The sequence below is a fragment of the Vibrio sp. V38_P2S17PM301 genome (assembly GCF_009904845.1).
GTDB lineage: Bacteria > Pseudomonadota > Gammaproteobacteria > Enterobacterales > Vibrionaceae > Vibrio > Vibrio proteolyticus.
Window position 1 is genome coordinate 1 of record NZ_WXWO01000041.1, and the last position, 13910, is coordinate 13910.

Annotated in this window: 10 protein-coding genes and 4 tRNA genes; 3 read left to right on the forward strand and 11 right to left on the reverse strand. The window is 49.0% G+C overall.

Annotated features, from left to right (window positions below):
* Positions 1–258: 258 nt before the first annotated feature.
* On the reverse strand, positions 259–2646 hold the full coding sequence (gene pheT, locus CAG64_RS09275) for a phenylalanine--tRNA ligase subunit beta (protein ID WP_161448753.1): 2388 nt from the start codon (positions 2644–2646) through the stop codon (positions 259–261).
* A gap of 18 nt (positions 2647–2664) precedes the next feature.
* Positions 2665–3648 (reverse strand): phenylalanine--tRNA ligase subunit alpha, encoded by a 984-nt coding sequence (pheS, locus tag CAG64_RS09280; RefSeq protein WP_021705496.1) that lies wholly within the window; start codon positions 3646–3648, stop codon positions 2665–2667.
* 259 nt (positions 3649–3907) lie between these two features.
* Here pheS and CAG64_RS09285 point away from each other — a divergent pair, with 259 nt between their 5' ends.
* Positions 3908–4390: a GNAT family N-acetyltransferase gene (locus CAG64_RS09285; RefSeq protein WP_161488763.1), complete on the forward strand. Its 483-nt coding sequence runs from the start codon at positions 3908–3910 to the stop codon at positions 4388–4390.
* A 296-nt stretch (positions 4391–4686) separates the two neighbouring features.
* The gene (locus CAG64_RS09290) at positions 4687–6123 is read left to right on the forward strand and encodes a serine protease (RefSeq protein ID WP_161488764.1); all 1437 of its coding nucleotides are present in this window, start codon (positions 4687–4689) and stop codon (positions 6121–6123) included.
* Between the two features lie 90 nt (positions 6124–6213).
* On the opposite strand, the gene CAG64_RS09295 is transcribed toward CAG64_RS09290, so the two are convergent.
* The 4 genes from CAG64_RS09295 to CAG64_RS09310 form a co-directional block, all read right to left on the reverse strand.
* Positions 6214–7395: a hypothetical protein gene (locus tag CAG64_RS09295; protein WP_161488765.1), complete on the reverse strand. Its 1182-nt coding sequence runs from the start codon at positions 7393–7395 to the stop codon at positions 6214–6216.
* A 9-nt stretch (positions 7396–7404) separates the two neighbouring features.
* Positions 7405–8157: an outer membrane lipoprotein-sorting protein gene (locus CAG64_RS09300; RefSeq protein ID WP_237668252.1), complete on the reverse strand. Its 753-nt coding sequence runs from the start codon at positions 8155–8157 to the stop codon at positions 7405–7407.
* Positions 8158–8227: 70 nt separating this feature from the next.
* Positions 8228–10606, reverse strand: coding sequence for an efflux RND transporter permease subunit (locus tag CAG64_RS09305; protein WP_161488767.1), 2379 nt, complete (start codon positions 10604–10606; stop codon positions 8228–8230).
* 175 nt (positions 10607–10781) lie between these two features.
* On the reverse strand, positions 10782–11567 hold the full coding sequence (locus tag CAG64_RS09310) for a TetR/AcrR family transcriptional regulator (RefSeq protein WP_021705490.1): 786 nt from the start codon (positions 11565–11567) through the stop codon (positions 10782–10784).
* Between the two features lie 215 nt (positions 11568–11782).
* Here CAG64_RS09310 and CAG64_RS09315 point away from each other — a divergent pair, with 215 nt between their 5' ends.
* The gene (locus CAG64_RS09315) at positions 11783–12850 is read left to right on the forward strand and encodes a PQQ-dependent sugar dehydrogenase (protein ID WP_161488768.1); all 1068 of its coding nucleotides are present in this window, start codon (positions 11783–11785) and stop codon (positions 12848–12850) included.
* Positions 12851–12906: 56 nt separating this feature from the next.
* Here the strand turns inward: CAG64_RS09315 and CAG64_RS09320 are convergent.
* The 5 genes from CAG64_RS09320 to CAG64_RS09340 form a co-directional block, all read right to left on the reverse strand.
* Positions 12907–12982 (reverse strand) — tRNA-Gly (locus CAG64_RS09320).
* Between the two features lie 24 nt (positions 12983–13006).
* Positions 13007–13093: transfer RNA gene (locus CAG64_RS09325), tRNA-Leu, on the reverse strand.
* A 58-nt stretch (positions 13094–13151) separates the two neighbouring features.
* Positions 13152–13227: transfer RNA gene (locus CAG64_RS09330), tRNA-Gly, on the reverse strand.
* Positions 13228–13230: 3 nt separating this feature from the next.
* Positions 13231–13304, reverse strand: a tRNA-Cys gene (locus CAG64_RS09335).
* A 276-nt stretch (positions 13305–13580) separates the two neighbouring features.
* The coding region (locus CAG64_RS09340; RefSeq protein WP_161489306.1) for an integrase core domain-containing protein at positions 13581–13910 on the reverse strand (330 nt) is incomplete at its 5' end.

Consider the following 13910-nt stretch of genomic DNA (forward strand, 5'->3'; position numbering starts at 1 on the left):
ACATGATATTTACAATTCCATCGCGTGTGCGCTAAGCTCTTTTCGTCCCCCATTGGGACCCCCTTTCAATTCTTAATTAACTCTTGCAGTTGCCAGACCACAAGACGTTTTTATCAAATTGAAAGGGGTTATATAACTAACTTATAGCTGTAAGCTTTACGGAACCCCCAGCCTAGCTGGGGGTTTTCTCTATACAATAAAAAACCCTGCCGAACAGGCAGGGTTTGAACACTCGTTAATCAGAGTTCATTATGGCACTTAGTCGCGCAGAGCAGCACCGAACTTATCGGATACGTGTGCAACGATCGCGTCTACCGCGCCTGCGATATCGGCATCTTCAAGCGTACGCTCAACCGATTGTAGCGTCAGTGCAATCGCCAGGCTCTTCTTGCCGTCTTCAACACCTTTACCTACGTAAACGTCGAACAGTTTCGCGTCTTTCAGGAACTCGCCACCTTGCTCCAGACATGCTGCAACGATGTCACCAGAAGCAACGGTTTCGTCAACAACGACTGCGATGTCACGACGGTTTGATGGGAACTTAGACAGCTGTACCGCTTCTGGGATCACTTTCGTGTTGATCGCAGACCATTCGATTTCGAATACGATAGTACGGCCATTCAGACCAAACTTGCGTTCTAGCTCTGGGTGAACTGTACCGATCACGCCCACTTCTTTGCCATCTACGATGATTGCCGCAGATTGACCTGGGTGAAGTGCTGGATGCTTCGCTGCCGCAAACGAGTAGGCTTTTTCGTTCGCAGAAAGCTCAAGAATCGCTTCCAGATCGCCTTTCAGGTCAAAGAAATCCACAGTTTGCGTTGCCATATCCCAGTGTTCTTCACCGCGAGTACCGGCAATCACGCCCGCGAGCATTGGCTCTTGACGCATGCCGTTTTCTGCCGATTCACAAGGAATGAAACGCAGACCGTATTCGAACAGACGAACGCGTGGTTGCTGACGTTTTTGGTTGTGAACCACAGTATTCAACAGACCCTGGATAAGACCCAGGCGCATTGCTGACATTTCCGCAGAGATTGGGAATGGCAGAATCAGAGGCTCTACGTCTGGCACGATCAGTTTTTGCTGCTCTGGTTCAACAAAGCTGTAGGTAATCGCTTCCTGGAAGCCACGGTCAACCAGCAGGTTACGTACACGTTTAAGAGGAAGGTCCGCTTCTACGTGGTTGTGCATCTTAAGCGCAGCAACTGGGTGCTGGTTAGGAATGTTGTCATAACCGTAGATACGGCCCACTTCTTCGATCAAGTCTTGCTCAATCGCGATGTCAAAGCGCCATGTTGGTGCTGTCGCGATCCAACCCGATTCTGTTGCTTCAACAGTCAGACCAAGACGCTCTAGAATTTCTACTACGTCGGCATCAGGGATGTGATGACCAAGTAGGTTGTCTAGCTTAGTGCGACGCAGTGCTACTGTGTTCGCTGTTGGTAGGTCTGATTCAGATTCTACCGCGACAACCGGTGCCACTTCACCGCCACAGATTTCAACGAGCAGCTCAGTTGCACGTTCCATTGCGCTTGCTTGTAGTGCGAAGTCGACACCACGCTCAAAACGCATGGAAGAATCAGTGTGCAGACCATAGCTACGAGCGCGGCCACGAATGTGGTCAGGTGCAAAGAATGCACACTCTAGTAGCACGTCTTTAGTTTCTGATGTTACACCAGATTCTTCACCACCGAAAATACCCGCGATTGCTAGCGCTTTACTGTGGTCTGCAACCACTAGTGTGTCCGCGTTTAGTTCTGCTTCGGTACCGTCTAGAAGGGTCAGTTTTTCGCCCTGCTCTGCCATACGTACCACGATGCCGCCGTCGATCTTAGCCAGATCAAATGCGTGCATTGGTTGGCCTTGCTCTAGCAGAACGTAGTTTGTGATATCAACCACTGGGTCGATTGAGCGAATGCCACAACGGCGCAGTTTCTCTTGCATCCACAGCGGTGTTTCTGCTTGAACGTTAACGTTCTTAACGATACGCCCAAGATAACGCGGGCATGCTGCTGACGCTTTCACTTCAATTGAGATGTTGTCATCGATCGCTGGCGCCACTGGGTCAACCGCTGGCTCAGTCACATCGGCACGGTTGAGTACGCCCACTTCACGCGCCAGACCACGAATGCTGAAACAGTCTGCACGGTTTGCTGTCAGATCTACGTCGACCGTGACATCGTTCAGACCCAGGAATTCACGGAAGTCAGTACCGATCACGGCATCTTCAGCCAGTTCCATGATGCCATCTGATTCTACGTCGATACCCAGTTCAGTGAAGGAACACAGCATACCGTGAGAAGGTTGGCCGCGCAGTTTCGCTTTCTTGATTTTGAAATCGCCCGGAAGCACCGCGCCTACGGTTGCAACTGCAACTTTGAGGCCTTGGCGACAGTTTGACGCGCCACAAACGATGTCGAGCAGTTCGTCTTCACCAACATCGATTTTCGTTACGCGCAGTTTGTCTGCGTCAGGGTGCTGACCACATTCAACAACGTGACCCACTTTAACGCCAGTGAATGAACCGGCTACAGGTAGTACGTCGTCTACTTCCAGACCCGCCATTGTAATTTGGTGAGTAAGCTCGTCAGTCGATACCGCAGGGTTTACCCACTCACGAAGCCATGATTCGCTGAATTTCATAGTGATAAATCCCCTGGATTACTTGAACTGTTTTAGGAAACGAAGATCGTTCTCGAAGAACGCACGTAGGTCGTTTACGCCGTAACGCAGCATCGTCAGACGCTCAACGCCCATACCGAATGCGAAACCAGAGTATTTCTCAGGGTCGATACCTACTGCACGCAGAACGTTCGGGTGAACCATGCCACAGCCCAGAACCTCTAGCCATTTGCCGTTTTTACCTTTCACATCAACTTCTGCTGAAGGCTCGGTAAACGGGAAGTATGAAGGACGGAAACGAACCTCAACTTCTTCTTCAAAGAAGTTACACAGGAAGTCGTGCAGAATACCCTTCAACTGGGCAAAGTTGACGTTTTCATCAACCAGCATACCTTCCACTTGGTGGAACATTGGCGTGTGTGTTTGGTCGTAGTCGTTACGGTATACACGGCCCGGAGCGATGAAACGGAACGGCGGTTTGCCATTTTCCATCGTACGGATCTGTACGCCAGAGGTATGAGTACGCAACATCAGATCTGGATTAAAGAAGAAGGTGTCGTGGTCAGTACGAGCTGGGTGATCTTCAGCAATGTTCAGCGCATCAAAGTTGTGAAATGCGTCTTCGATTTCAGGACCGGCTTCTGTATTAAAGCCCAACTCACCAAAGAACTGTTCAATACGCTCAACGGTACGAGTGACTGGATGTAGACCACCGTTTTCAATACGGCGACCCGGTAGCGTTACGTCGATCGTTTCTGCTGCCAGTTTGGCTTCCAGTTCCGCAGTCTGCAGTGCGTCTTTACGAGCTGCAATTGCTTGTTGAACCACGCCTTTCGCTTTGTTGATCTCTTGACCAGCTTCGCGGCGTTCTTCTGGTGGTAGTTTACCCAGGCTTTGAAGCTGAGCGGTTAGCTCACCTTTTTTGCCCAGATACTGAACACGCACTTCATCAAGTGCGACTAACGAATCTGCAGATTCAATGGCTGCGTTCGCGTTAGCAATGATCTCTTCTAGATGTTGCATCGTTTCCTCATCTACCTATACCTACCTGCAAGGCAATAGATATAAGTGGTAGTGTCCATTCTGGGCAGGCTGCTCAACAGCCAGTACCCGACAGGAATCTTGGGTCTATAGATAGCTGTACATAGTAACGAATGACAAGGTCAAATCCAAACTGAAATCCGTTTATTTACCGCCTTTGGGTAAAATTTCACCTCAACACTTGATAAAAGTGCTTTTAACACCAAGTTAATTGGTAATTAAAAGAAAAAAAGGATTAAAAATGACTGCTGTAATTGAACCTATCCGCGCCGATCAAGACGCTGATATCTACGCCATCATCAAAGCCGTAGGTGCAGAGTTCGGTGCCGTCGGTGAAGGTTTTGGGCCATCTGATCCTGAAGTGCTGGCGATGAGCGAATACTACACTGCCGACAGACAAAGTTTGTACCTGGTGGCTACGGTTGACGGAAAAATCGTCGGAGGCTGTGGTCTGGCCCCGTTTCAGGGGTCGGCACAGACTTGTGAACTGAAAAAACTTTTTCTGTTACCGGAAAGTCGCGGGCTGGGTCTGGGTAAAGCGTTGGCCAAACGTTGTCTGGATTTTGCTTGCCAGCAAGGGTTTAAGCAGTGTTACCTTGATACACTGACGTCGATGAAATCTGCAATCCAGCTGTATGAAAAGCTCGGGTTTATTCATTTGAATAGTCCTCTGGAAGGAACAGAGCATGGTGGGTGCGATGTATGGATGTTAAAGGCGCTGTAAATTACAGAAATATCAACGAATTTCAACGTTCTTTCCCACCCCAAAGAGCACCGTGATAAAGCGCGAGTAACGTCTACTGGTGATGATTGGTTGGTTTGATCTGGTTCGCAAAAAATGAATCCCATTGACTGCGGGAAAGCATTTCTTGCCTTTTACCTTGATACGCTCAGACCTGTTATTTCGGTCTCTGGCTCACTCTTTCAACGAAATTTCACCTAAACACAAATAAGCAACAGATTGCTTATTTGTGTTTATTGCTTATGTTTTTATTGGACCTCACATAGAAAGGAACTCCAATGATAAACATAATACGCAACGTCATCTTAGCTTCATCTTGTATTGTCTCCTCAGTGGCTTACGCGCAAACCGCGTTGCCTGTGATCGCAGATGAAATCCCGTTCACCCTATCCTCTGTCGGAGCGACATCCACTTCGATGACTGTCGAGCATACCGATGCTGAATTCATCAAACTTCACTTCAAGAGCCTGACCTTACCTAAAGGCAGTGTGATTCGCCTAACATCACGTGACGGATCAGAGGTGGTTGAGTATTCCACCAGTCAAACCGACTGGTATGCGCAGTCTATTTTTGGCGACCAGATCACCATTGAGCTGATCCCGAATGCGCAGGGAGAAACCGGTCAGTTTGATATCGATTACTACATGGCAGGCAAAGAAACCGCCACCAGCTTTGAAAGCAGCAACACAACACTGTCGACCTGCGGCGTGAATGAGCGGAAAGACGTAGCGTGCTGGCAGGACTCACACGCCGAAAAAGTCGCCTGGTCGAGCCCGGTCGCCCGATTACTGATCGATGGACGCAGCCTGTGCACGGCCTGGCGTGTTGGTCCTGACAATAAACTGTTTACCAACAACCACTGTGTCAGCACCGAAGCAGAACTCAAAAATACCGAGGTGTGGTTCAACTACCAACGCAGCACTTGTAACGGCACGTTATCAGCCACAGTGAAAGTCATGGGTGACCAACTTTTCAGCACCGATTATACCTTAGACTACACTCTATTTTCCGTGGATGATTTCAGTAAAATTGAATCCTTTGGTTATCTGGGGCTGGATAACAGCGAACCAGTGTATGGTAACGGAATCTACATTCCTCAGCATGGCTCGGGCAATCCAAAAGAGTTGGCGATTGAAAGTGATCAAAACGGCTCCGGCTATTGCCAGATTGATGTTGCATCGGCGAATGGACGAGGCACCAATACCGATACCGGTTACTTTTGTGACACCATCGGCGGCTCGTCAGGTTCGCCAGTGCTGAACACGGCCAACAACAAAGCGATCGCTCTGCACCACTTTGGTGGCTGTGAAAACCAAGGGGTTAAAATCAGCAAAATTTGGCCTCAGGTCGCCACATTCTTCAACAACACGCTGCCCGATGGTTCGGTCGGACAACCGAATAACGGCATCCAGGAGTTGGTTCCGGGTACCCCTGTCACTGGTTTAGCGCTCAGCAAAGGCGAACAACAGATGTGGGTAGTGAAAGCGCAAAACAGAACCGCACCGCTTAACGTCACCATCAACTCAGGAAGCGGCGATGCCGATTTGTATGTTCGCTCTGGCGTTCAGCCAACCACCAGCGCCTATGACTGCCGACCTTATCTGTCCGGCAATAACGAGTCGTGCTCCGCAGCGGTGGCTGGAGAAGATCTGTATATTATGCTGCGCGCTTACAACAGCTTTTCAGGCGTGACCTTAAATGTGACTGAAAATTAATGATTTTTCTTTCGTCTGATAACAAAAGGACGCAGCTTCTGCGTCCTTTTTATTTGTCACTCGAGAAAATAAAGTGAGACCAGAAAGAAATTAAAAATAGTACTCCAGAGAGAACTCAATAAAATCATCCCTTCGCGCAAAATAAAGCAAATCATCCGGCGTGTTGTTTTCGAACAACCAACCATCGATGCGCCATTTAAAGTGATTATTGATGCGACTCGATGCCTCTAGCTTGGCGCTGTACACATCTGAATGATCCAGATCTTGTGATACCCCGATCAAAACTTCCGTTCCGTCTTCATCATTCAGCGCAAAACGCGTTCCGAGAAAAAGGTCATTCTGTCCGGTTGTCTGGGCATTGTTACCCCGGCTGTCGTACAGATACTCCGCTATCCACCCGACATCCCATACGGACCCTAACGCCCCTACCCAGGTGTACTCAAACCCCGAGACCACACCAGTGTGGTTATCTTCACTATCTCGATAGATACTCTCGAGCTTCCATAACCAGTCACCGACGATCCCCTGAACATCGAGCCCGACCTGAGACATCTGCGCATAGTAAGGTTTCAGTTGTTGCGATTGCAGACGATAGTAAGGATCACGATTGGTGCCCTGGAAATAACTAAGCCCGACATCCCAATCACCCAACATTTTCGCGTAACGCAAGGCCACATCCACGTGCTTTTCTTTACGCGAGGATTCATACAGAGCGTCATCAGAAACCGGGATCGTCGGTCTCAAGCGACCATCTTCACCTGCGAATGTCCGTTCACGAAAATAGGGCAACAACAGTGCATCCACGACCCCCCACTCTTTAATGCTGGTGAAATGAATCATGGGTTGCCCCAATTTATCTTCGCCATCGACCGCTTCAATCGCATCGGTCTGGTTAACCACGTCCACCAGATGCTCCGACTCCGTTACCCCCCAAAACACTTTGCCAATGCCAAGCCGTAGCTCATAGTCACTCCAGTACGTCAGATAAAGTGCTTCACGAATATCACCATGTGTACGTTCATCATCCATACTATCAAGACGATAAAACGGCACAAAAGTAAAGCTTGTATTGCCATCACCCCATGACTGGTAGATTTCCGGTTGCAAGACTAACGAACTTTGTTCCCGGCCCTGCCCGTCCAGACCGCGTTCAAAAAACTGCCGATGCTCAAGGTTGACCTGGCCGGACAACTCCCACGCGTGACATTGTAACGGAACGAGTGCTAGCGCCAGAGAAGCAATCACAGAGATACGATCATTTGTTCGACTCATCGCGACCTCTTACTTCACGCGTTTCAGCACGGTTTTCTGGAAATCCTTGGCATCCAGCCCGTTATTGAAAGTGATCTCACTGGTGGTTAACAGTGTGCTCTTACCGGTCTGGTGATTTTGCATATTCATCGCGTGTGCTCGCCAGTATTTCCCTTGATACTGTTGGTACTGGCTGAACTGAAGCGTCTTGAGAAGCGCACCTTTTCGGTCATAGAATTCGATCTGCAACGGACGAAAATGAATCTGATCAATCCACACAATCTGACGTGTGTAACCAGAGTTTTTATCAGTCGGTACTTGTTCCAGCACAAACGCAGGCTGGCCATCGATCTCTTCATCTTTGACGTAATTGAAGGTGTATTTTTCAATTTCAAACGAACTGAGATCCTCGTATGCAAACTCACTGCCCATAAATGGGCCCGATTTGTTGCGTGAAGATATCCGCTTCACCCGTTTCAGCGCGGGCAAATACAGCCACTGGTCATCCGCATCTAAAGTGTGTGAATGATTCAGAAAGGCGGTGCCTGAGACATCTCTTGGCTGGTCAAAAATCGTCAGTCCCTTATCGCCATCACCGGTCACTTCCAGTGATTTGAGGCGCATCAGGCGAGTACTGCTCTCTCCCTGCGCGTTTTTCAGTACCATTTCCATGGTCGCGATCGTATCCCCCCACCCCTCATCACGGACTTTGCGTTCCTGAGCAATTTCCAGCCCCCGGGCCGGATCCGCCCAGACAGGTGACGCCACTCCGGCTGTAACCATCAAGACACAGGCAAGAGATAACACGCGGGTAAAGTATGTTGGCTTAGCAATATTCATTGATATGTTCCTTCTAGTGAGTCGAATTCGTAGCCGGATATCCCGGTTGAGACTGAGGTTGAGATAACGGCACATCTGCGGGATAAGTTTTGGTATCAAAACGCATCAGCAGTGTCGGGAGAAACAGAAAGTCGACGATCAGAGCGAGTAAAATTACCAGCGCACTGAGTTGCCCCATGTCGGAATTGAGTCTGAAGCTCGACATCGCCAAAACCATAAACCCGGCGACCAACACTACCGTCGTGATCCACAACGCACGGCCAACAGTGTGGAAGGCGTAACGCACCGCCTGTTCGGCACTTTGTCCTTCTTGACGAGCCCGCTGATATTTGGAGAGAAAATGGACGGCATCATCGACCACAATCCCCAACGTCAGTGTCACGACGACGGATAATCCGAGGTTGATGTCGCCTGATAGCAGTGCCCAGACACCAAAACCGATGATCGCCGGAGCCATATTAGGAATAAGGCTGATGATCCCCAGCCGCAGCGAACGCAAAGCAAAAATCATCAGTGCGGAGATCAAAACCAGAGTGAGTGGTAACGTCGATAACATACTTTGCATATTGGTTTCACCAATATGGGCAAACATCATTGATGGACTGGATGCCACGACCTCGTATTGCGGCGCGTTGGTATTGAACCAGGCGTAAATACGATTTTCGAGCGCGACCAGCTCTTTACTGCCGAGGTTATCGGTTGTAACCACCAACTTTAGTGACGATTTGTCGACATTGATCTGGTTGTTGAGATCCAACCCGTAAGGCAACGACATTTCATACAACAGCAAATATTGCGCAGCCAGCTCTCTGTCCTGAGGGAGACGGAAATATTGCTCATCATCGGCGTGCATGTTTTTATTGAGCCGTTTGTAGACATCCGACAAAGTGGCAACGTGGTCCGTTTCAGGTTGGGCTCTCATCCATTCAGAGAATGCGCCAATGGTCTCAATAAACTTCGGATCGGCAATCCCCTGTGACTCATGTGTTTTGACGGCAATACTGATGTTGGTCATTCCGCTGATGTGGGATTCCATAAAATCCGCCGCACGACGAAAATCACTGCGCGTGTCAAAATACTTCACGGCATCATCGTTCACTTTGTTCAGCGGGATCAACGCACCAAAAGCCACAATCACAATCACGGACAAGGGCAACAACAATTTACGCTGTGTGACCACAAAATCGGCCAGGCGATCCATGCGTGTTGTCGGCTGCTGCTGCGATGCTGGCGCAACACGAATCGGTAAAATCTTAAGTAGCGCTGGCAGCAGGCTGATCGACAGGCCGCAAGCGATCATCACCCCCAGTGCCGATAGGTTACCGAAGTCGCGCAGAACTGGTGAGTCAGACATATTCATCATCAGAAAACCAATCGCCGTTGTCACGGAAGTGATCAGGATCGGAACCACATTGATAGTGACACTGTGATCAATGGCATAGGTTTTAGAGTGGCCTTTTTGCAGGTTGTAACGCATGGTCGCAATCACATGCACACAATCGGCAACGGCTAGTGTCATGATTAAGGTCGGCACATTCACCGTCGCCGTGGACATAAACACCCCGCCCCAACCGGCCAGCCCCAACGTCGCCACAACCGAGCCGATGATCACCAGTAACGTCGCCATCACACTCAACAAAGAACGCAGCATCAAGGTCAGAAAAACCAGAATGACCAGCAACATGGTGGGTACGAGCGTCGCGGTGTCCTGCTGAGCAGATACCATAAATGCCTCGTTCATCGCGATGATGCCCGCTTTATGGAATTCGACATCCGGATAGAGTTGACGATACTGTTCCAGCAACTGATTGATATAGGTCACCACTTCCGTGACCTCCGCAGTCTCGTCGTCCTGCGGCAACTGCACTGTGATGTTGACCACCGACACGGCACCGTCTGCTGAAATCAGTAAGTTTTTAAGCAGAGGTTCATTTAGCGCAATCTGTTTGACTTTTTCGATTCGCTCAGGCGTAAGCGGATACTCGTCGTAAAGCAAGTCTTCAACCAGCAGATCATCATCAATCGCCTCTGTGTGCTGGTAGTTAGCCAAAGAGTCAACCCGACTGGAATACGGTGTTTGCCAGGCATCTTTGGTCAATTTCTGTAATAAAGTGAGGGTTCGCCGATTAAACACATTGCCGTTTTCTGGTGCAATGACAATAGCGACACTGTCCGATTTAGCGAACGTCGTCTGAATTTCATCAAACGCCTGAAGTTGAGGATTGCTGCCATCGAAAAAGATGTTGTAATCCCCACGAAAGTAGAGATTTTTCGCACCTAAAGCAGCGACGAGTATTGCGGTTAAAACCGCCATACACACCAGCCAGGCGTAGCGTGTGGGTGCGGTCAGCCAGAACTGAGCGCGGTTGTCTGGAAGGGTAACCTGTTTCATCACATTCTCCATTTGTGACGTGATTTTTTACACGACAGAGCAAAGTGAACGTTTTGCTCTCAGTAAGCGTCAAAATGGGACAGCCATGCTCTCTCATTTTTTGACGAATCGTCATTAATGGATATTTAAAAACCCATTTGCATGGGTTTTAATCCTGTCACAGGCTGGTGGAGCGTTAACGGCCCACCGATTCCAGATAAGTCAGTTCATCTTTAAACAGAGTCTGTTCAACTTTCTGCCAGGTCTTTCTGTAATCCCACTCAGACGAGAGCGGTTTCCAGCCCAGACCATCCAGCAGCATATTCGCATTGTGCAACACCGTAAACGGATCCTGCAAGCGGCTGATACAGCGGCTGTTGGATGCGTTTTGTGTTAAGGCATTTGATCCAAAAGCAATCGACCAGTTAGCGAATACAATCGCATCTGAGCTGATGCCGGGCGTAAATCGAAGATCCCCTTCCTGCACCGCTGCACTGACCAGATCATCTGCCCCCTGAATCACCAGCTCTTCCAGTTGATTCAGGTAATTTATCCGCTCTGGAGAGGCTTTCTCAATGACCCATGGACTTTTTGCCATGATGGCACACGTTGACAGCACCGGCTCCATTCGCGCATAAATGCGAAACGCCACGTGCATCGCAATGATTCTTTCGCGCGAGCTTCCTTCAAAGCCTGCGGCACGTTCGAACAATTGTGACTCCCGGCGTAAAGAATTGACGCATACGGCAAGAATGGCGTCTTCTTTGCTGCAAAAATGATTGTAGATCGTGCCTTTTGAATAGGGACTGGCTGCAGTCAGCTTATCCATAGTCAACGCACCAAACCCTTGCTCACGAATAATGCCAATAGCGAGCTCGATCAATTCGAGTTCACGATTTGCTATCGCCTGCTGCTTCTTGCTCAAACCTGAGCCTCGGCCGGGTTCATTCTTCTCACTCTTTATACAGCTAAAGCCAAACATGTCTTCCGTCTCTGGTCCTGATTTCCTGACGCACTAAGTTTAACACGAAAGCATTATCTGTGTAGCCTGCCAAATTATGACGATTCGTCATTTTTGACACATCGTCATAATAGCCGATAAATCGATCATATCAAGTTACTTTTTGTTAAATATTCATTCGGGCAATAGTTTCCTTAAGCCGCTACGCTGTTTAAAAAACAACAAAAGGAACAAACATGCGTCGACTGACTCTTCCCCTACTCGGGGCTACATTGTGTTTTCCAGCCTGGGGCTGGCAAGTTGAGAAAGTGGCGGGCGGCTTTGCGGTCCCCTGGGGCATGAGCTTTGTCGACAACGACACTCTCCTTGTCACAGAGCGCAATGGTGGGATAAAACAACTGACGCTGTCGACTGGCGCTATTCGCAACCTGTTTGAGGTAGAAGGCGTATGGGCTCGCGGACAAGGTGGCCTGCTGGATATTGCCGTCTCCCCGTTTGATCCTGGTAAAGTGTACGTTACCTACAGCAAGGACGTGAATGGCCAAGGTGCTACTACGCTAGCAGTTGCGGATTATCGCGACGGTAACCTCACTAACTGGCGAGATGTGTTAGTGAGTCGTTCGACGTCTGACACTGGACGTCACTTTGGTAGCCGGATTGCGTTTGACCAATCGCACGTCTATTTTTCCATCGGCGATCGTGGCAATAGAGACAACGGGCAAAACACACAGACACACGCTGCTGCCATATTGCGTCTTAATCCCAACGGTTCGATCCCGCAAGACAACCCATTTGTGAAAGATCCAACGATACTGGATGAAATCTGGACTTATGGTCACCGCAATCCCCAGGGGCTTACTTACGACATTCAAACCCAACAGCTTTGGGAAATTGAACACGGACCAAGGGGGGGCGATGAGATTAATCGCATCCAAAAGGGAAAAAACTACGGCTGGCCTGTCACTTCCCACGGTAAGGAGTATTGGGGCCCATTAGACGTTGGTGACGCCAAAGAAAAACCGGGAATAGAACCACCGGTCAAAGTGTACGTGCCCTCTATCGCTCCCGGTAGCCTTATACTGTACCGAGGTGATAAGTATCCCGCGCTAAACGGAAAACTTCTTTCAGGCTCGCTTAAACTGACTCATATTAACATCGTCAGCCTGAATGATAACTTTGAAGCAGTGGGTGAAGAGAGAATTCTGCAAGAGCTGGGTGAGCGAATCCGCGATATCGAGGTCAGCCCGCAAGGATGGATATACTTTTCCACCGATCGTGGAAATGTGTACCAACTTAAACCTTAGCCCCAGAACAAAGCCCAAATAACAAAAAACCCAGCCATCAGGCTGGGTTTAAAATTTGGAGCGACACACGAGGTTCGAACTCGTGACCTCAACCTTGGCAAGGTTGCGCTCTACCAACTGAGCTAGTGTCGCATAGCGCTCAAATGAGCATTAAGATGGTGCCCCGGGCCGGACTTGAACCGGCACAGCGCGAACGCCGAGGGATTTTAAATCCCTTGTGTCTACCAATTCCACCACCAGGGCACACTAAATGTGTGATGGAGACACCATCAAGATATCGCCTTAGCCATACCTATAAATTTGGAGCGACACACGAGGTTCGAACTCGTGACCTCAACCTTGGCAAGGTTGCGCTCTACCAACTGAGCTAGTGTCGCAAATGGAGGCGCGTCCCGGAGTCGAACCGAGGTCCACGGATTTGCAATCCGCTGCATAGCCACTCTGCCAACGCGCCTCTGTAATTCCAAGATTCACTGCATTGCGTTCCTCTTGGGTACGGGATGCATTCTACGGATTCGATCATCCGAGTCAACATTATTTTTCAATTTTTAAATCGTTTGTCTAAATTGCATTCAAAAACGCTTAAATTGGTCAATTTCTTAGCGAAAACCACCGACAAACCTTAGATTAATATGAACATTTATTAAAATCTTGTTGAGTAGTTTTTTGTGATTTAACCTCGTTGTCCAGGCAACATTGACCCGTCCTGATATGGGTTGACACTTTTTAACTAAAACGCTCGATGTACTTCATCGGGCGTTTTGTATTTTAAAGCCGTATGAGGCCTCATTTGATTATAGATCTCTACGGATTCTGCTACCATTTTCCTCGCTTCTTCCAGAACTTTCGGCTTCCTCAGTAAGAGCTCCATTTTGAGTATCCCATTTACGCGCTCTGCTAACGCATTCTGATAACAGTCATACCCGTCAGTCATCGAGCAAGTCACTCTGTGTTTCTTATGGATATCTTGATATTCCTTCGAGCAGTATTGTGAGCCTCTATCTGAGTGATGTATTAGCTTTTCTTCACTCCGCCGTTGCCTGAGCGCTGAGATAAATGC

Bases quoted from the DNA above. Each gene is read 5' to 3' on its own strand.
- pheT (WP_161448753.1), bottom strand. From the start codon at position 2,646: ATGAAATTCAGCGAATCATGGCTTCGTGAGTGGGTAAACCCTGCGGTA.
- pheS (WP_021705496.1), bottom strand. From the start codon at position 3,648: ATGCAACATCTAGAAGAGATCATTGCTAACGCGAACGCAGCCATTGAA.
- CAG64_RS09285 (WP_161488763.1), top strand. From the start codon at position 3,908: ATGACTGCTGTAATTGAACCTATCCGCGCCGATCAAGACGCTGATATC.
- CAG64_RS09290 (WP_161488764.1), top strand. From the start codon at position 4,687: ATGATAAACATAATACGCAACGTCATCTTAGCTTCATCTTGTATTGTC.
- CAG64_RS09295 (WP_161488765.1), bottom strand. From the start codon at position 7,395: ATGAGTCGAACAAATGATCGTATCTCTGTGATTGCTTCTCTGGCGCTA.
- CAG64_RS09300 (WP_237668252.1), bottom strand. From the start codon at position 8,157: ATGGTTACAGCCGGAGTGGCGTCACCTGTCTGGGCGGATCCGGCCCGG.
- CAG64_RS09305 (WP_161488767.1), bottom strand. From the start codon at position 10,606: ATGAAACAGGTTACCCTTCCAGACAACCGCGCTCAGTTCTGGCTGACC.
- CAG64_RS09310 (WP_021705490.1), bottom strand. From the start codon at position 11,567: ATGTTTGGCTTTAGCTGTATAAAGAGTGAGAAGAATGAACCCGGCCGA.
- CAG64_RS09315 (WP_161488768.1), top strand. From the start codon at position 11,783: ATGCGTCGACTGACTCTTCCCCTACTCGGGGCTACATTGTGTTTTCCA.